This window comes from Lysinibacter sp. HNR (assembly GCF_029760935.1).
In the GTDB taxonomy this organism is placed as follows: Bacteria; Actinomycetota; Actinomycetes; order Actinomycetales; family Microbacteriaceae; genus HNR.
Map to the genome: position 1 here is coordinate 494,937 of NZ_CP121684.1, position 17,954 is coordinate 512,890.

General features: G+C 55.7%; 17 protein-coding genes and 1 tRNA gene. All 18 read left to right on the plus strand.

Annotated features, from left to right (window positions below):
• Positions 1-119: 119 nt before the first annotated feature.
• The 18 genes from hutH (at position 120) to FrondiHNR_RS02265 (ending at position 17,804) form a co-directional block, all read left to right on the plus strand.
• The gene (gene hutH / locus FrondiHNR_RS02180; RefSeq protein WP_279353610.1) at positions 120-1,739 is read left to right on the plus strand and encodes a histidine ammonia-lyase; all 1,620 of its coding nucleotides are present in this window, start codon (positions 120-122) and stop codon (positions 1,737-1,739) included.
• 193 nt (positions 1,740-1,932) lie between these two features.
• Positions 1,933-2,721 carry an IclR family transcriptional regulator gene (locus FrondiHNR_RS02185; RefSeq protein ID WP_279353611.1) on the plus strand — a complete coding sequence of 263 codons (789 nt, stop codon included), beginning with the start codon at positions 1,933-1,935 and terminating at the stop codon, positions 2,719-2,721.
• Positions 2,722-2,791: 70 nt separating this feature from the next.
• On the plus strand, positions 2,792-3,277 hold the full coding sequence (locus tag FrondiHNR_RS02190) for a glutathione peroxidase (RefSeq protein WP_279353612.1): 486 nt from the start codon (positions 2,792-2,794) through the stop codon (positions 3,275-3,277).
• Positions 3,278-3,331: 54 nt separating this feature from the next.
• On the plus strand, positions 3,332-3,730 hold the full coding sequence (locus tag FrondiHNR_RS02195; protein WP_279353613.1) for an MmcQ/YjbR family DNA-binding protein: 399 nt from the start codon (positions 3,332-3,334) through the stop codon (positions 3,728-3,730).
• Positions 3,731-3,836: 106 nt separating this feature from the next.
• A tRNA-Trp gene (locus FrondiHNR_RS02200) sits at positions 3,837-3,909 on the plus strand.
• 50 nt (positions 3,910-3,959) lie between these two features.
• The gene (secE, locus tag FrondiHNR_RS02205) at positions 3,960-4,235 is read left to right on the plus strand and encodes a preprotein translocase subunit SecE (protein ID WP_279353614.1); all 276 of its coding nucleotides are present in this window, start codon (positions 3,960-3,962) and stop codon (positions 4,233-4,235) included.
• A 60-nt stretch (positions 4,236-4,295) separates the two neighbouring features.
• Entirely contained in the window at positions 4,296-5,087 is a 792-nt protein-coding gene (gene nusG / locus FrondiHNR_RS02210; RefSeq protein WP_279353615.1) for a transcription termination/antitermination protein NusG, read from the plus strand.
• A 126-nt stretch (positions 5,088-5,213) separates the two neighbouring features.
• Complete coding sequence (gene rplK, locus FrondiHNR_RS02215) at positions 5,214-5,642, plus strand: 50S ribosomal protein L11 (RefSeq protein WP_279353616.1); 429 nt, start codon at positions 5,214-5,216, stop codon at positions 5,640-5,642.
• A gap of 17 nt (positions 5,643-5,659) precedes the next feature.
• Positions 5,660-6,349, plus strand: coding sequence for a 50S ribosomal protein L1 (gene rplA / locus FrondiHNR_RS02220; protein ID WP_279353617.1), 690 nt, complete (start codon positions 5,660-5,662; stop codon positions 6,347-6,349).
• Between the two features lie 548 nt (positions 6,350-6,897).
• Complete coding sequence (locus FrondiHNR_RS02225; protein ID WP_279353618.1) at positions 6,898-7,485, plus strand: PadR family transcriptional regulator; 588 nt, start codon at positions 6,898-6,900, stop codon at positions 7,483-7,485.
• Positions 7,486-7,535: 50 nt separating this feature from the next.
• Entirely contained in the window at positions 7,536-9,050 is a 1,515-nt protein-coding gene (locus tag FrondiHNR_RS02230; protein WP_279353619.1) for a DHA2 family efflux MFS transporter permease subunit, read from the plus strand.
• Positions 9,051-9,334: 284 nt separating this feature from the next.
• Positions 9,335-9,676, plus strand: a complete 342-nt coding sequence (locus tag FrondiHNR_RS02235; RefSeq protein WP_279353620.1) for an IS3 family transposase — start codon at positions 9,335-9,337, stop codon at positions 9,674-9,676.
• A 253-nt stretch (positions 9,677-9,929) separates the two neighbouring features.
• The gene (locus tag FrondiHNR_RS02240) at positions 9,930-10,508 is read left to right on the plus strand and encodes a hypothetical protein (protein ID WP_279353621.1); all 579 of its coding nucleotides are present in this window, start codon (positions 9,930-9,932) and stop codon (positions 10,506-10,508) included.
• A 121-nt stretch (positions 10,509-10,629) separates the two neighbouring features.
• Positions 10,630-11,088: a hypothetical protein gene (locus FrondiHNR_RS02245; RefSeq protein ID WP_279353622.1), complete on the plus strand. Its 459-nt coding sequence runs from the start codon at positions 10,630-10,632 to the stop codon at positions 11,086-11,088.
• Positions 11,089-11,748: 660 nt separating this feature from the next.
• Positions 11,749-12,537, plus strand: a complete 789-nt coding sequence (locus tag FrondiHNR_RS02250; protein WP_279353623.1) for a DeoR/GlpR family DNA-binding transcription regulator — start codon at positions 11,749-11,751, stop codon at positions 12,535-12,537.
• Positions 12,534-13,472, plus strand: coding sequence for a 1-phosphofructokinase family hexose kinase (locus FrondiHNR_RS02255; RefSeq protein WP_279353624.1), 939 nt, complete (start codon positions 12,534-12,536; stop codon positions 13,470-13,472). Before FrondiHNR_RS02250 ends, FrondiHNR_RS02255 begins: the two co-directional genes overlap by 4 nt.
• A 30-nt stretch (positions 13,473-13,502) precedes the next feature.
• On the plus strand, positions 13,503-15,575 hold the full coding sequence (locus FrondiHNR_RS02260) for a fructose-specific PTS transporter subunit EIIC (RefSeq protein ID WP_279353625.1): 2,073 nt from the start codon (positions 13,503-13,505) through the stop codon (positions 15,573-15,575).
• 252 nt (positions 15,576-15,827) lie between these two features.
• Positions 15,828-17,804 (plus strand): hypothetical protein, encoded by a 1,977-nt coding sequence (locus FrondiHNR_RS02265; protein WP_279353626.1) that lies wholly within the window; start codon positions 15,828-15,830, stop codon positions 17,802-17,804.
• The last annotated feature ends 150 nt before the right edge of the window (positions 17,805-17,954 follow it).

Genomic DNA, 17,954 nt, shown 5'->3' on the forward strand with positions numbered 1-17,954 from the left:
CGGTATCAATGATTTATCACCCAGCGGAACGGCCGCCACAGGCCCGCTATCTGTAATCCCAGACACTTGAGGAGGGTTGGGGATGGTCAAGAAGTGCAATCTACAGTCGAATCGTAGGTATGAAAGAAGAGACACCCGCAGCACGCCCCACCGCAGCACAGCGCCACCCCGAGGGCACCCACAATGATCACTCTCCCGTAGCCGTGGGACCGGGCCTCCTGCAGTTTGGAGACGTGATTGCGGTTGCCCGTGGCGGCGCCCTCGTTTTCATTCCCGAGGACGCAGAACGAGGCATCGTCGCCAGTCGCAAAATTATCGAGGAACTAGCCAACGACGTCCGGCCACACTACGGGGTCTCAACAGGTTTTGGGGCACTCGCCACGGTTCAGATCCCTCCGGAAAAACGGGCGCAGCTCCAGCGCAGCCTCATTCGCTCCCACGCCGCCGGGGCCGGGCAGGAGGTCGAGCGAGAGGTGGTTCGTGCCCTGATGCTGCTGCGGCTGAACACCCTGGCCAGCGGTCGCACCGGGGTTCGCCTCGAAACGGTGCAGGCCTATGTGCGGGTGCTTAACGCGGGTATTACCCCCGTGGTTCACGAGTACGGATCCCTGGGTTGCTCGGGCGATCTTTCCCCGCTTGCCCACTGCGCGCTCGCGGTGATGGGCGAAGGGCAGGTGCGTGATGCCTCCGGTGCACTGCGTGATGCCTCTGAAGCGCTCGAAGAGGCTGGAATTACGCCGATTGTCCTCGCCGAAAAAGAGGGTCTGGCGCTGATTAACGGAACGGACGGCATGCTCGGCATGCTCATTCTTGCGCTCGACGATCTTGACCGCCTCCTCCGGATTGCTGATATTGCGGCTGCGGGCAGCGTGGAGGCTCTTTTGGGAACCGACTCCGTGTTTGCGGCCGACCTCCAGGAGCTTCGCCCACATCCGGGCCAAGCAAAATCTGCGGCAAATATGAGCAGGATTCTTGCCGATTCCGGCCTGATCGCGCGCCGGGTGAGCGGCGAGTTTACACGAGTGCAGGATGCTTACTCGCTGCGCTGCTCACCCCAGGTGCACGGAGCCGCACGCGACACTGTGGCGCACGCTGCGCAGGTGGCACGCATTGAGTTGGGATCGACCGTTGATAACCCCGTTGTTACCCGGGACGGTCGGGTGGAGTCTAATGGGAATTTCCACGGCGCACCTGTTGGGTACGTTCTCGATTTTTTGGCGATTGCCGTTGCCGATGTTGCGAGCATATCGGAGCGTCGCACCGACCGTTTCCTCGATACCGCCCGCAACCACGGTCTACCACCCTTCCTCGCAGCCGACCCGGGCTTGGACTCCGGGTTGATGATCGCGCAGTACACGGCGGCAGGAATCGTCTCAGAGCTGAAGCGCCTGGCCGCTCCGGCCTCCGTGGACTCTATTCCGTCGTCTGCCATGCAGGAGGACCACGTGTCGATGGGGTGGGCCGCTGCCCGCAAGCTCCGTAAATCAGTCGACGGTCTTTCCCGAGTGTTGGCAATCGAGCTTTTAGCGTCCACCCGGGCCCTCGATTTTCGCGCGGTGGACGGATCAGCGGGTGCCCCGGGGGCGGCAACTACTGCCGTTCATGCGCTCCTGCGGCAAAAAATCGCGCGACCAAACACCGACGAATTTCTTTCTCCCACCATCACGAGCGCCACCGAGTATGTGCAGTCGGGAGCTATATTGGATGCGGTTGAGGGAGCGATCGGGGCGCTGAGTTAGTAGTACTCTGTGGTGTTGTTCCATCGCGTGGCACCTCCCCCGCGATGCGCGGGGTGGCCCTGCACTTGTGACGCAACCTTATAAAACCTTATTGAGAGGTTCTGTTATTGCGATTGCCGCATACAGCAATAATTGACGAGAAGATGGGATACTGAATCGACCACGATATCTCTAGGGAGTGAGGATACGTTACGTGGCCGAGTCATCACGGGTTCCGGCAGCAGAGAACACGCTGCGTATCTTGAGCCTGCTCGCGTCGTCGCGAGGGCCCCTTCCAGCCTCCATGATTGCGACTCGGCTTGCGTTGCCACGATCAACCGTTTACCACCTTCTGAACGTTCTTGAGCGTAACGGATATGTGATGCACCTGGCCGAGGAAAGGCGTTTCGGCTTGGGGATTGCCGCTGTTGAGCTCAGTTCCGCTTACGCGCGTCAGGAACCCCTCTCCCGCCTGGGACGGCCGATCTTGGCCGCCCTGGTGGATCGGGTGGGTGTGAGTGCCCATTTGGCGGTCCTGCACGGAAGAGACGTGCTTTACGTTGTGGAGGAGAGGGCCCTTAATGCACCCTCCCTCGTGACCGATGTTGATGTGCGTCTGCCCGCACACCTCACGGCCAGCGGGAGGGCTATCCTCGCGGCTCTCCCGAAGGCGCAGGTAAGGGCGCTATTTCCTCACTCAGACTCTTTTGTGCAGATTCATGACGGAGCCCAAAACATCGATCGTTACTCCAAGCTGCGCAGCGTGCTCAGCCGAGTAGAGTTACGCGGCTACGCAGAGGAGCAGGGGGAGGTAACGCCCGGATTTGCCTCGGTTGCCGTTGCGGTGCGAGACCACAGGGGATGGCCCGCAGCCGGGCTTGCGGTTACGTTCCAAGCGAGTGAGGTTCCGCCTGAAACGTGGTTGGAGTACGCGGATAGTGTGCGCATCGCAGCGGATGAGCTTTCGAAACGCCTCTACGGGCGTGCAATCGTGGGGGAGTGACCTCCTCGTTCGCGGGTGCCCCCGCGTCGCAGTGCTGGAACTTCACCCCGGGTGAGCGTAGACTCGGGCCATGCAGATACGAGACATCCCCCTCACTACCATCAACGGCGAGACCACCTCTCTCGCGCACTATGCAGACAAATCCGTGATGGTTGTTAACGTGGCTTCGCGGTGTGGGCTCACCCCTCAGTACACCGCACTGGAGGCTCTTCAAAAAGAGTATGGGGATCGCGGATTCACGGTTCTGGGTTTCCCCTGCAACCAATTTGCTTTTCAGGAGCCGGGCAGCGCTGAGACCATTCAGGAGTTCTGCTCGATCACTTACGGTGTTACTTTTCCTCTGATGGAGAAGGTCAAGGTAAACGGGCGATCCGCGCATCCTCTTTACGTGGAACTCACAAAAACTGACGACTCTGAAGGACGCGCGGGTCGGGTCAAGTGGAATTTTGAAAAGTTTTTGATTACCCCGAGTAATGATATCTATCGCTTCCGACCCACCACGGTGCCGGACGACCCCGCCATCATTGCTGCGATTGAATCTTCACTCCCGGCGTAAACTTGCGCTCTTTGTTGCTTGCTGTACAGCGCGGGAGAGGCTAGTGAGGAATAGATGAACGCCACGTTTTTCCTGAACTCCTACGATGCCCTCGACTCGTTTCTGCTGGGACTCACAGCCGCCGAGGTTGACTACCCCTTCGGCCCGAATGCTCGGGTGTACCGGGTGCTGGGTAAAATGTTTGCGCTCGTGGGGGAGGGTGGTCCGGTGCTGACGGTTAATCTCAAGGGGCCTCCCGAAATGAATCAGATGTTGGTGCGGGACTTTGAGGCGATCACCCCCGGGTATCACATGAATAAGCAACACTGGATCACCGTCACGCTCGACGGAAGCGTTGAGGATGCCCTGTTGGAGGAGCTTGCCGCGCAATCACATGAGATAGTTGTAGCTTCCTTGCCGCGCAAACAGCGTGAGGCGTATCGCGAACTTTACACGGAGCGTGATCTCCCCTAAACTTGCCGAGGTGGTTGATTTCCTCCATACTTTTTTGTGCCTATTTCACCGATGTAATTCGGATGTTGAGGTTCGAATGAGAATTCGAGAGAATTGATCTAGTTGAAGGGCGGTGGCTCAATTGGTAGAGCAGCGGTCTCCAAAACCGCAGGTTGCAGGTTCGAGTCCTGTCCGCCCTGCGAATCCCTTCGAGAAATAAACCCCTCAGGGGACAGAAAGGTTGGTGGCTATGGCTGACGAAGTAGTAGATGAACCGGGCGAAGAGCTGGTGGCTACTGCCAAGAAGAAGCGCGCCGAAAAGAAGACCTGGTTTGGTCGTATCATTCTGTTTTTCCAGCAGGTTGTTGCCGAGCTGAAAAAGGTTGTTACACCCACTCGTAAAGAACTCTTCAACTTCACGGCGGTTGTTCTTATATTCGTGATCATCATGATGGCGATTGTGTGGGTTCTTGATCAGCTCTTCGGCTGGGTAGTCGTTGTTATTTTTGGAAATCCCACTTTCTAAGTCGGTGTGCGCAAGTTTTACGCGTCGCACCCAACCACAGAGGTATAGAGACTAAAGGTTATGCAGAACGAAGAAACAAATTCTAACCCCGAAGCGGAGCTTGATGCGGCGCTGGATGCCCTGATCGACTCGGTTGATACCGACGGGAAGGTTGCTGACGCTGAAGAGCCTGTTGCGGCCGAGGGCGTTGCCGAGGTCCCTGCTGAAGAGGTTGTTGTTACTGAACCCGAGGTAGACCCCTACGCGGAATTTAAGCGTGACCTGCGTACTCGTCGTGGTAAGTGGTACGTTATCCACTCCTATGCGGGATACGAGCGCAAGGTTAAGTCAAACCTGGAAAACCGCCGTGAAACCATGGGCGCCATCGACTACATCCACGAGATCCAGGTTCCCATGGAAGACGTTGTTGAGATCAAAAATGGCCAGCGCAAGATGGTGACGCGCGTGCGTATTCCCGGATACGTGCTGGTTCGCATGGAACTCAATGAGAATTCCTGGTCTGTTGTTCGTCACACTCCCGGTGTCACCGGTTTTGTGGGTAATGCTCACAACCCGGTTCCGCTGCGCTTCAACGAGGTGTTTGACATGCTCAAGTCCACTGTTGAACTGGCAGATGCCGCGGGCGAGGGCGCCGCAAGCCAAGGCAAAGCTTCAGCTTCGCAGGCTGCCGCTCAGGCAGAGATTGATTTTGAGGTTGGCGAGACCATCACCATCAAAGAGGGATCGTTTGCGGGTCTGCCCGGATCGATCAGCGAAATCAATACCGCGAGCGGTAAGCTCACCGTTTTGGTGTCGCTCTTTGAGCGTGAAACCCCGGTTGAACTCAGCTTTGACCAGGTAACAAAGCTCTAGTAGCTGGTACTATATAAACTTCTGTCGATATCAATCGACGGATACCGGGGCACAGAAATACTGTGTCCACGGGAGAGACGATTGGCTGCACGGCCATGAATTTCGTCATAGTAAAGGAAAACATCAATGGCACCCAAGAAGAAGGTTACGGGTCTGATTAAACTTCAGATCCAGGCCGGCGCCGCTAACCCCGCACCCCCCGTGGGTCCTGCGCTGGGTCAGCACGGCGTGAACATCATGGAATTCTGCAAGGCGTACAACGCCGCAACCGAGTCACAGCGCGGAAACGTTGTGCCGGTTGAGATCACCGTGTACGAGGATCGCTCGTTCACCTTTATCCTCAAGACCCCTCCCGCCCCCGAGCTGATTAAGAAGGCTGCGGGAGTTGCAAAGGGTTCCGGTACGCCGCACACCGCAAAGGTGGGCAAGATTACTATGGATCAGGTTCGCCAGATCGCAGAGACCAAGCAGGCCGATCTGAATGCAAACGACATTGAGGCCGCATCCAAGATTATTGCCGGTACCGCTCGTTCCATGGGCATCACGGTCGAGTAGGGCTGAGGAGAAAAAACATGGCACAGAAGTCAAAGGCATATCGCGCTGCCGCAGAGAAGATCGAAGACGGCAGACTGTACAGCCCATCCGAGGCGGTTGCTCTCGCTAAAGAAACCGGATCGGCAAAGTTTGATTCAACCGTTGAGGTCGCCCTCAAGCTGGGCGTAGACCCCCGCAAGGCAGACCAGATGGTTCGTGGCACCGTGAGCCTCCCACACGGTACGGGTAAGGTTGCACGCGTTCTGGTGTTTGCCACCGGTGCTGCTGCCGAGGCTGCTCTGGCCGCCGGTGCTGACGAGGTTGGTGGAGACGAGCTGATCGAGAAGGTTGCCGGTGGATACACCGCGTTCGACTCGGCGGTATCAACTCCCGAGCTCATGGGCAAGGTTGGTCGTCTGGGTAAGGTGCTGGGTCCCCGTGGACTCATGCCCAACCCCAAGACCGGAACGGTTACTCCCGACCCGGCCAAAGCGGTTACGGATATCAAAGGCGGAAAGATTGAGTTCCGCGTCGACAAGCACGCAAACGTTCACTTTATCGTAGGCAAAGCCTCCTTCACCAAGGAGCAGCTCGACGAAAACCTGACGGCCGCTCTTGATGAGGTTATTCGTTTGAAGCCCTCCAGCTCGAAGGGACGCTACGTTCAGAAGGGTGCCGTGTCGACCACCTTTGGTCCCGGTATTCCCCTCGACGTAAACGCCTTCTAGGCTACTCATCAAAAGACCTCCGGTGCATCCGTGCATCGGAGGCCTTTTTGTTCTAGCGTCTCAGCTCCCGTGCCACTGGACGTAAGCGACCCTAGCGGGTAGCCTCGGATTCCTGCGGTCTCGCAAGGAGGCAATCGTGAACACCCCGGCTCGCCGGACAGAGGACTGGCTCTTTGTGGGTATTGTTGGGCTCGATAGCAGTCCTTTTCAGCGGAACTGTGCTTTTTATCGCTTCTCTTTATGGGTGAGGAGATGGATGAAACTGCGCTTCCCACTGTTGTCTCGGGGGATTTGGGAGCATAATAGTTTTTTCGATACTCACAACTTCGGTGGCTAATCGGGGTGCGCGAGAGGTCGAAAATCTGATGCACAATAAAGTTAAAGCCTCTGTAAACGTGCTTTTTTTGGGGGTCATTTTGGGGTGAGCGGGCCATGTGCAGCCCGTGGTTAAAGCATTTGACACGGTGCCGTAATAACTACTAATATTCCAAATGGAATAATTCATATGGGGCATTCTGAATTATGTGTCACGAGAGGATGAATGGGGTATGGCGTCTGAGTGTAAGCTCACTCCGTTAGCGGTTGCGGTACTTGCCCTGCTACTGGAGAGGCCGATGCATCCGTATGAGGTGTATCAGCTGCTTATGCAGCGATCTATGGACAGCTTTGTAAAGGTTCGTCCGGGATCGCTCTACCACACGTTTGAACGCCTGCTGAAGGGTGGGACTGTTCGGGCGGTTGGTACAGAGCGGGAGGGCAACCGCCCGGAGCGTACAACCTATGAGATCACCTCAGAGGGGCGTGAAGCGATGGAGAGAAAGGTGCGCGAGATGCTGGCGGAGTCGGATCACGAGTATCCGAACTTTCCGTTAGCGGTGGGGGAAGCACACAATATTCCGCGCGAAACTGCGGTGATGTTGCTGAGCGAGAGGCTTGAACGCAAGCGTGCCGAGGTGGCGGTTCTTGACACAAAGATTACCTCTGCTGAGGAGCGGGAGATTCCCAAGAGATACTGGCTGGCCGCAGATTTCTGCCGTGCCATGACCACGGCAGAGATTGGGTGGTTAAAAAGCCTCATCGCTGATATAGAAACGGGAGACATCCCCTGGGGGCAGAATGTCACGAAAACTTCGTAGACAATCATTTATTCCAAACTTAAAATTTTAATACAACCTGAAGGAAAACTATGGAAAAGGTAGTTAAGCCGTGGCCAGCCCTCTGGGCTCTTGTCTTCGGCTTCTTTATGATTCTGGTGGACAGCACAATCGTGTCGGTCGCTAACCCCTCGATCATGCGTGGGCTGGGGGCGGATATTAACTCGGTGATCTGGGTGACGAGCGCCTACCTGCTGGCCTATGCGGTCCCCCTGCTCATCACGGGTCGATTGGGTGATCGCTTTGGCCCCAAAAAGCTCTATCTGATAGGCCTGGTTGTTTTTACAATCGCGTCGGCCTGGTGTGGTTTTTCAACCAGCGTTGAGATGCTGATCATCGCCCGCGTATTCCAGGGTCTCGGTGCGGCTATGATGACCCCGCAGACCATGGCCGTTATTACACGGCTGTTTCCCCCGGACAAGCGCGGACCCGCCATGGGTCTGTGGGGGTCGGTTGCGGGCATCGCAACCCTGGTTGGTCCCATCCTGGGTGGAGTGCTGGTGGATAGCCTGGGCTGGGAGTGGATCTTCTTTGTCAACGTTCCCGTGGGTGTGGTTGCGTTTGTTCTTGCGTGGCGTCTGGTTCCCTCGCTTAAGACAAATCGTCACCGGATGGATATCCCGGGCATTATCCTGAGCGCGGTTGGTATGTTCCTGCTCGTCTTTGGTATTCAGGAGGGTGAAAGCTATAACTGGGGAACCATTTGGGGACCGATCTCCGTGTGGAGCTTAATCATCGCGGGAATCGTGGTGCTGATCGGTTTTGTGGTGTGGCAGGCGTTTAATAAGGCTGAGCCTCTGCTTTCGCTTTCGCTGTTCCGCGACCGTAACTTCTCCCTCGCAAACGCCGGAATCACAACCGTCGGGTTTACCATCACGAGCATGGCTCTCCCGCTTGTTTTCTTCTTCCAGCTGGTGCGGGGAATGACCCCCACCCAATCCGCGCTCATGCTCGCGCCGATGGCGATTATCTCGGGGGTTCTTGCTCCGTTTATCGGTCGCCTCATTGATCGTACCAACCCGCGAAACGTGGCGCTCTTCGGGCTGGTTCTGCTGGGACTCTCGCTCGCCCTGTACTCGCGCCTCCTCGCTCCAGACACGGAGGTGTGGGTACTGCTCATCCCGAGTGCGCTCTTAGGTCTGGCGAGTGCCGCGGTGTGGGCGCCCATGTCGAGCACCGCCACGCGCAACCTTCCCCCGCAGCAGGCGGGAGCCGGTTCGGGAGTCTACAACACCACGCGTCAGGTTGGTGCGGTGCTGGGTAGTGCGTCGATAGCCGCGCTTATCCAGGCGCGTCTCGCGGCGGAGCTTCCCAGCGCGCCCGGTTCGCAACCGTCGGGTGATTTCTCGCTGGGCGGTCAGCTTCCCGAGATGCTACACAGCGGTTTCTCTGCGGCCATGGGGCAGGCTCTTCTCTTGCCCGCAGCCGCGGCTATCCTGGGCGCGATCCTGGTGGCGTTCTTTGAGAAGCCCCGGCCTGTGGGAGAGGGCTGGGGTGCAGGCCCTAAGACCGCTGCGCAGCCGGTTGTCTCTCCCTCCGCCAAGTAGGGGTGCCGTTGAACGGTTTTTCTACAAAGCGGGGGAATCGGTTTCTCGCGAGACTCTGATCCCGTGATATGCGGGTCGGTCGTGAAGCTTCGGTTAGGCAACAGTGCCCGGGTGATGCGCTCTCTTCTCGGGAGCGGCATCACCCGGGCACTGTGCTGTGTGGGCTGCCTTGGTTCTGCACAAATGGGCACAGGGCGTAATGAAAACTTTGTAGACAACTGGTTGTTCAAAATCAAAGATTTTAAACAAACCTTAAGGAAGCCTATGGAAAAAGTAGTGAGGCCGTGGCCAGTCGTCTGGGCTCTTGTCCTTGGTTTCCTTATGATTCTGGTGAACCGGTTGAATTCACTCAATATGGACACCCCCTCTGGCAAGAGACTCTGCGCGAAGCAGGTCTGACACAATCAATGTCTCGGAAGGGCAACTGTTTAGATTATGCCGTTATCGAGGGGTTCTTCAGCCATATGAAGGAGGAATGGTTCCGAATCCAGCAGCCGCAGACGCTGCCAGAGTTCTATGCCGGGTTTAATGAATATCTAGGGTGGTGGAACACCACACAGATCCAAGCCAGACTCGGGCACCTCAGCCCAGACCAATACCGAAATCAACTGTCCACCACCGGATAGTGTTTACGAACAGCGTCCAACTTTCGGGGACCAGTCCAGGTTAGGCTTAGGCTTCTATAAATAAGCTTAGAGGATTATCAATAAAGCTAAATGCAAGGATTGCTAACTCTCTGAATGAGAATGATTTTCAATTTATAATGTAAGCTGATATGGCTTTCTATAAAATATAGAAGAGTGAGCTCAAAGAAGCGCATCATGAAAACAAAGAAGTGAGAGTAAAATCATTAAGAAGTATTTTCTTTTAGCAACCGCTTTGGTCTTCGCTCTTGGTTTAAGTACGCCACCGGCCAGTGCAAATTCTCCTGAAGAAGCATCAGTAGATCTAACCGATCCAGATAAAGTTCTTGAGAGCTTCTTTCCAGACGAGCGATTAGGGGAATCGCAGGCTGAGTGGCTTTCAGGGGACACAAATAATGAAACTAAAGTAGCCGTCGAAGTCTCACAAGATGCCGATGATAATTTCAACATAGTGCCACAGTCGCCTCCTCTGCAGGAAACAAATTTTTCCGCAGAGACAATAATTTCTGAAGAGGCTAGGCTTCTTACTTTTTCAGTATCAGATTATGATGACCACGTGAAAGCAGATTCGGAGATACAGGCCCTTATTGCAAACGACGGCAAAGGCGCTCAATATATCGAACCTCACAATCAGGGTATGCGCATTCTGAATGTCGTAACAGAAAAGCCAGGGGTTGACTACGTGGAATGGAACTTATCGACTGACAGTGGCAGTTTTCCTGTGGTGGAGATGAATGAGGATGGGTCAGCCTGGGTGAGAGACCACAACGGTGAACCTCTCGGGACAATCTCCTCCCCTTGGGCACTAAGATAGCAAGGGGAAAAGCCTTCCCACCGAGTACTCATACGAGAACGGAACCCTTCGTCAATGGGTGGATTACTCGCGTTCGGATATTGTTTACCCCATTATTTCTGACCCAAACTGGAATTACTCTATGTCGTGGGCAATGGGTCCCGCGAATAAAATTAATGCCTCACATGTCCGCGCATATTTTCATAACTGCTTTAGCTGTTTTTTCGGCGATCTTGCGACAACCGGTGTCCCAAAGAAGATGCCATCCGAGGGTACTGTTGTGCCGTTACGCGTAGGAGTGGTAGGGACTTTCACGGTCCGAAAAGGTAAGGAATGGTACTTTCCGACGCGTAATAACTTCGGATGGGTTTTCATTGCCGAGCCTGGCCACCTTGACGGTGCCGGATCAACAATTAGTTTTGACTATTATGATCGAGTTGACGGTCAATTCGTTCAAACAGTAAGCGCCTTTATTAAAAATGATTTTTGGGCTGGGAATGAAGTGTATAAGTTTGGTGCAGCCAACACCTGGAACTATATGGCTAATAGGCTAGGTCAAATGATCATCGCGCTACAAGGTTCGCTGCCATTCCCCAGATAATTATTCCACCTCTCACATATGTTTCCATTGCTTTAGGGGTGTCAGATCAAGGATTTGACTCAATCTCTGGATTTTATGGATACGTTCTGATCACAGTAATTACATCTCTTCTTTCTGTGTTTTTCTTTCTCATTGCGGCGATAGTTAATACTTCTATTTTGGATAAATTTCAATTCAAAAAAATCGTAATTATTTACGTCTCTAAAATAATGCTCACTGTGCTGCTCACAGCAATTTATTTGTGGATATTCACGCTACCCACTTTTAAGCTTCAGACGTACTTCGTTGCTCTCTTCGCCGGCCTTATGGCTCTGCTTGTGCGCCCAAAGTTTTATGACCCCCATGAAATTCATCCTATTCTTCGATGGCTAAGATGGTTAAGAGGAGAGTGATTCCTTGAGGCTGCAAAGCTTCTATAGGGACTGGGCAGACCCCGCTTTTGAGGACCAACCGCTATGCGAGTCCATAACTCTCCTGCGAGTGCTAGCGGTCTGTGAGTCTTGGGAACATATTTGAGCATGTCATTCGGGACCTGCCGGGTCCGCGTGAGACTGACCCAATTCTCTGATTCTGTGTTTGCATTTGTTTGATTGACTTATTTATATAAACAAAGGTAAGATTGGAGTAAACGCAGAAAAGCACAGGAGATCAGGAGTCGCAGTGTTTGCCGAGGAACGTCAATCACGCATAGCCGAGATGGTCACAGCAAACGGGCGGGTAACTGTCACCGAACTGGCCGCTCGATTCGACATTACGGCAGAAACGGTCAGGCGCGATCTTGACGTGCTTGAGGCTGCACGCCAGCTGCGTAGGGTGCACGGCGGAGCGGTAACCCTCGATCGGCTCAGCATGGCGGAGCCGAGCCTCGACGAACGTCTCACCCAGCGCTATGACGAGAAACGCCGCATCGCGGCCGTGGCTCAGACGCTCGTGCCGAGCGGCAAAACGGCATCCGTTATTCTTGATGCCGGGTCAAGCACCGAACTCCTCGCGCATCTGCTTGCGCAGTGGACACCTGTCACCCCCGGCGATGAACTGCTCGTGATCACCAACGCCGTGCCGATCGTGGCTCAGCTCTCCGCGCACCCCGAGCTACAGCTCCACGTTCTTGGCGGGCGTGTTCGCGGACTCACCCGCGCCATTGTCGGCTCGGTAACAGAGCAGCAACTGGCTTCTCTTCGTCCCGATATCGCGTTTATCGGCACCAACGGCATCGACTCCCAGTTTGGGCTGAGCACGCCCGACCCCGTGGAAGCGGCGGTGAAAACGGCGATCGTTAAATCAGCCCGGCGCACCGTTGTCCTTGCCGATTCCAGCAAGCTTGGCAAGGCGGCGCTTGTTAAATTTGCCGACCTGGGCGAGATCGATACGCTCATCACCGATGCCGCACCCGCGGGTTCCCTGAGCGGTGCCCTCATTACAGCTGATGTTGAGGTGGTCGTAGCGTGATTATTACCCTCACTCCCAACCCCAGCCTCGACCGAACGTTCGAACTCGGCGGTGCCCTGGCGCGCGGCCGGGTGCAGAGAACGATCTCCTCGCATCAGGAACCCGGTGGTAAGGGCATTAACATCACCCGTGCGCTCAGCGCGGTTGATGGTAACAGCATTGCGCTGTTTCCCGGTGACAAGACAGATCCGCTTGTTCGGATGCTTCACCAGGCTGGAATCCGACACGGTACGGTGCCCCTCGGCGAGGCGATCCGCAACAATATCACCATCACCGAACCCGACGGAACAACAACAAAACTTAACGAACCCGGTCCCACGTTATCCGCCATCCAGCAGCGTGAATTGGTGACTCTTGTGCTCGATACCGCACGCGGGGCGCGCTGGATGGTGCTCGCCGGATCGCTTCCACCCGGGGTCCCCCACGATTTTTACGCCACCATCATCACGAAGATTCGTGAACGGTACGGTGCGGAGGCTCCACTGATTGCCGTTGATTCCTCGGGAGAACCCCTGGCGCGGGCCGTTGCTGCCAGCCCCGATCTGATCAAGCCCAACGCTGAAGAGTTAGCCGAGCTGGTCAGCGTGAAGAGCGACAACCTTGAGGCTGACCCGGAGACGGTCACCGCGCTGGCCCGCAATCTGGTCTCTCGCGGTGTGGGTGCCGTGCTCGCCACCCTCGGATCGCAGGGCGCGATTCTGGTGACCGGCGACGGAAGCTGGCACGCAACCACCCCTCCAATTGTCGCTCGAAGCACCGTGGGAGCCGGCGACTCGGCACTCGCCGGGTACCTTCTCAGCCACGTGGCTGGGCAGGCTGCCCCCGACCGTCTGCGACAGGCCGTTGCACACGGAACAGCCGCGGCCTCGCTTCCTGGAACTACCGTTCCAACCATCACCCACCCTGAGACTGTTGTGGTTAACCACCGTGACTAGGCTCCAGCATCACCACTAGAAAGGATGCTCGTGAATACCATCATCACCCCCGCTCTCGTCTCTCTCGACGTTGACCTGGGTACCTCAGCGCCCGAGGTGATCCAGCGCCTCACCGACCTCGTTGTGGCCTCCGGGCGCGCAACCGCACCAGAGGATCTCTATGCCGACGCGATAGCCCGTGAAGAACAGGCCAGCACCGGGTTTCCCGGGGGCTTAGCCATTCCGCACTGCCGGTCATCCGCCGTTCTTGAACCGACCCTCGCGATGGCGCGCCTGCAACCACCCGCCGACTTTGGTGCCCCCGACGGCCCCGCCGACATCGTCTTCTTTATTGCGGCACCCGCCGGGGCAAATCAGGAACACCTGAAAATTCTGTCGACCCTGGCCCGCTCGCTGCTCAAAACCGACTTTACGGATGCCCTGAGGGGAGCGGCGTCCGCGGAGGAGATCGTTGCGATTGTGAACGCCGCGGTGGAGGCACCCGACGGTGAGGCCGCGGTTGGTGCAGCCGGTGCGAGCGCGGGTGCCGGTTCGGGTGCAACGGACCCCGCAGCCGCCGCTGCCGGAACGGGAGTTGCGGCCGGTGCCGGTGCAAAAGCTGCCGGTACTGCTGCCCCCGCGGCCCGCCGCATTGTCGCTGTCACAGCCTGCGTCACCGGAATCGCCCACACCTACATGGCGGCGGACGCGCTTGTAGCGGCCGCGGCGGAGACCGGTGTTGACCTTCAGGTCGAAACGCAGGGATCATCCGGCTCCACCCCGCTCGATCCCTCGGTTATCGCGGCGGCTGAGGCGGTGATCTTTGCAGTTGACGTGGACGTTCGGGGTCGCGAACGCTTTGTCGGAAAACCTCTCGTCTCGGCACCCGTGAAGCGCGGTATCGACGAGCCCGCTGCCATGATTTCGGAGGCCATAGCGGCGGCCGATAACCCCGCAGCAAAACGCGTAACGGGGACAGACGAACCATCGGCGGGAACAACCGTCACGGGCGACGGTTCCCGCGAGAGCTTTGGTCAGATGCTCAAGCGTTCGCTGCTCACCGGCGTGAGCTACATGATCCCGTTTGTTGCGGGCGGTGGTCTCCTCATCGCCCTGGGGTTCCTCCTCGGCGGCTACAACATCACGGATCACGCCGACACGATCGTGTTGGATAACAGCCTCGCCAACCTACCCGACGGGGGACTCGGCCAGTATCTCGGGGCGGTTGCCTTCAAAATCGGTGCCCTCTCCATGGCCTTCCTTGTTCCCGCGCTTGCCGGATTTATCGCGTTTGGCATCGCGGATAGGCCGGGTATCGCCCCCGGATTCACCGCCGGTGCCGTATCGGGTTTTATGGGAGCCGGATTCCTCGGAGGAATCGTGGGTGGTCTGCTGGCCGGTTTTGTGGCCCTGTGGATCGGGCGCCTCCCCGCGCCGCGCTGGTTGCGCGGTTTGATGCCCGTTGTGGTTATCCCGCTGGTGGCGTCAATTGTGGCCTCGGGGCTTATGTTCCTGGTGCTTGGTGGACCCATCGCGGCCCTCACCGCGGCCCTCAATGACTGGCTCTCCGGAATGACCGGCGTCTCCGCGATTCTTCTCGGCATTATTCTCGGATTGATGATGGCGTTTGACCTTGGTGGTCCCGTGAATAAGGTGGCCTACTCGTTTGCCGTTGCCGGTCTGGGAGCCGCGAGCCTCACCAATCAGGGACCCTGGCACATTATGGCCGCCGTGATGGCGGCGGGAATGGTACCGCCCCTCGCGATGGCGCTGGCCACCACCCTTCGCCGCGGGCTCTTTAGCGAGCCGGAGCGTGAGAACGGCAAGGCGGCGTGGTTGCTCGGGCTGTCCTTCATTTCGGAGGGTGCAATCCCCTTTGCGGCGGCCGATCCGTTCCGCGTCATCCCGGCGGGTATGCTCGGGGCCGCGGTGACGGGTGCAATGAGCATGGGCTTTGCGGTCACCTCAAAAGCACCACACGGTGGTATTTTCGTGTTCTTTGCGATCGATAACTTTTGGCTCTTCCTGCTCTCGATTGCGGTGGGAGTTGTTGTCTCTGCGCTGGCGGTCATCCTGCTCAAGCAGTACGCGGTGCGTAAGAAGCCCGTTGCGGTAGCCGTCTAAACGGCGACGCTACTCGTGAGAGAGGAGTTTGGTTTCTCTCGCGAGTAGCGCCGGGGATATTCGTGCAGTGGGTTTTCTTTTCTAGTTCTAAAAGCCTTAAATATTCAAAAGTAAATTGTGGTGTACTCGTCACAAGCCCAAGACTCTTGGCTCCAACAAAACGAGATTTGGCAGCCGTCACTCGCTACACAGTGGTGCAGTATCATTGCGTCAGGATGGGATCGTTCTAAACTTGCGAGGGAAGGGCCGCTCATGAGTGGGGAAGATGACGAATTGTTGCGGGTTAAGTTCTATGGAGTGCATGACCTGGCCGTTGTTGTGTATGCTCCGCGTGCGGTCGAACTTGCTGCACAGTTTGATGCTACGAATCCTTTGACGAGTGTCATGGACGTTCTTGAGCTTCACAACGTGCAGCAGTATCTTGAGCATCGATTGATTCCGAGCTCTTGCACTGAGGAAGAAGGAGATCAACTTGTGGCACGGGTTCCGCAGATTCGCAGTGCTGTTGCGCGATTCTTTACTGGGGTGGACCATTCAAATTTTCCCACTATCGTGAACGGGGTCGACTACGATTTTCACAGAGATCTTCTTGATCTTCTCGATCGTAACAAGGCCTTCGAGCGTTGCGATAGCACGATAGAGCTTCCCGCGTTGAAGGCCGCAGATGTTCATCTTGGCGAGATGCTTGCGAGCAGGAGCCTCGTGCGTGCGTATGACACCGAAATACGGGATGAGTTACTCGTCTCACCTCGAAACGCCGAGCACCTAGTTCGCAAGTACTTGGAGAAGACTGAGAGGAGCGAGATATATCTTCCACACAGTTTTACATCGAAGGACGCTCGCAACTTGCTTGAGCGTTACATCGATGATGACGATGCAAACTGGAACTATGTGCAGTTGATCTCAACTGCGAATGATGATGCTCGGATCGGTATCGACGGCAAGCTTAGATTGCGGGTGAGGCGACGCATCGAAGAATTAAACACGAAGTTTTTCGAGCAAAACGAGGGATTTAAGTTCGGCTGTGATATTAACATCTCTGACGATCAGGATGAACCAGTGGTTTTTGAGATGGACTCCTCGGATGGCTCGGTATGGCGACAAACATACAGTAGACGCTGGCTGGAGGAAACCTCCGATAACCCGAGTATTCTCAATAACTTTCAGCACCTATTTGAATTCGTTGATCGCCAAGTACTTCTAACGCTCCCGTCTTACCCGGCGCGCTTAAGTGTGGTTGAGCGGTTTATGGGGCTTACCGGGAACACTGAGTACAAGGTCGGCGTTGCTTTTCGAGCTCTGGACATGAATTCGTTGTTGCAGATGCGCATGTACTGTCAATTCCTAGAAGAACAGGATAGCAACTTGGAGAAAGTTGTCTCTTGGTTTTTCGAAACGTATCTTATTGAGGAATTTGGAATCTCAAACTTCTCGTTCACCCCGTCAGTCAGCGGTACGTCGTATCTCCAGAGAGTTCGGCATCTTTTTGCTGAGATGGAAAGCGTAGTAAACCAATTTGGCCTGTTTGCCGAGAACGGTGATCTTGATCGAGATTTGCTCACCATGGTCTCGGGTCAGGTGCGATACAAGGAGATACCAAGTCTTCTTAACGGCAAGTATGTCTACCCGGTAGATGGTCAAGAGATTGTCGATATTCTTAATGTATTATTCTCTGATCAATCGAAATTGAAATACATCAACGAGGGGTTGCAAGGTAATGATGTCGCTGAACTTCTTTTAGAGAATCGAGTTGCCTACACGGACTTCCGTGACTATCAGAAAGCGATTGTCGATCATCTGATTAATCTCGGAGTTCTTGAAGACACGGGCGAGCGGGTTCGGTTCGCGAGCACGGAGCAGCGATTGATTCTTAGAGCGTTGTTTAATACCCAAGCGGCGAACTATTATCACCTCTCGGAGGCTGGGCGCGTGGAAATAGACCATATGGTGGAAAGGGGTTGGGTTGAGCGTCGATCCTCACTGTTGACTGACGCTGAGGGGGACTATTTTAACTACTTTCTTAATAAAGTGGGATTTAGTAACGGACCCAACTTACGTAATAGATACCTGCACGGGTCGCAGCCCCACACCGACAATGAGGAGGAGCATGTCCGTACGTACCTCATTGCGCTGCGTCTGATTGTTGCACTGGTCATCAAGATGAATGACGATCTTTGTCTCTCGGCGAGTGAGGGTGCGATTTCTGCGGGCACCAGAAGCAAATTGTGATTCACTTGTATATGTTCAGAGAACCGTGCTACTGACGAACATCACCGAGATAGGTTCTCTGACATATATGAAGTGAAGCGCCCTGGTTTTCTTGGAGATTGATGTGCCCTGGCTTTAACGGAGTCGTGCAGTTAGAGCCCTGATCGCAGT

Excerpts from the sequence above, each read along its gene's own strand:
- hutH (WP_279353610.1), top strand. The coding sequence starts at position 120 with ATGAAAGAAGAGACACCCGCAGCACGCCCCACCGCAGCACAGCGCCAC.
- FrondiHNR_RS02190 (WP_279353612.1), top strand. The coding sequence starts at position 2,792 with ATGCAGATACGAGACATCCCCCTCACTACCATCAACGGCGAGACCACC.
- FrondiHNR_RS02195 (WP_279353613.1), top strand. The coding sequence starts at position 3,332 with ATGAACGCCACGTTTTTCCTGAACTCCTACGATGCCCTCGACTCGTTT.
- secE (WP_279353614.1), top strand. The coding sequence starts at position 3,960 with ATGGCTGACGAAGTAGTAGATGAACCGGGCGAAGAGCTGGTGGCTACT.
- nusG (WP_279353615.1), top strand. The coding sequence starts at position 4,296 with ATGCAGAACGAAGAAACAAATTCTAACCCCGAAGCGGAGCTTGATGCG.
- rplK (WP_279353616.1), top strand. The coding sequence starts at position 5,214 with ATGGCACCCAAGAAGAAGGTTACGGGTCTGATTAAACTTCAGATCCAG.
- rplA (WP_279353617.1), top strand. The coding sequence starts at position 5,660 with ATGGCACAGAAGTCAAAGGCATATCGCGCTGCCGCAGAGAAGATCGAA.
- FrondiHNR_RS02225 (WP_279353618.1), top strand. The coding sequence starts at position 6,898 with ATGGCGTCTGAGTGTAAGCTCACTCCGTTAGCGGTTGCGGTACTTGCC.
- FrondiHNR_RS02230 (WP_279353619.1), top strand. The coding sequence starts at position 7,536 with ATGGAAAAGGTAGTTAAGCCGTGGCCAGCCCTCTGGGCTCTTGTCTTC.
- FrondiHNR_RS02245 (WP_279353622.1), top strand. The coding sequence starts at position 10,630 with ATGTCGTGGGCAATGGGTCCCGCGAATAAAATTAATGCCTCACATGTC.
- FrondiHNR_RS02265 (WP_279353626.1), top strand. The coding sequence starts at position 15,828 with ATGAGTGGGGAAGATGACGAATTGTTGCGGGTTAAGTTCTATGGAGTG.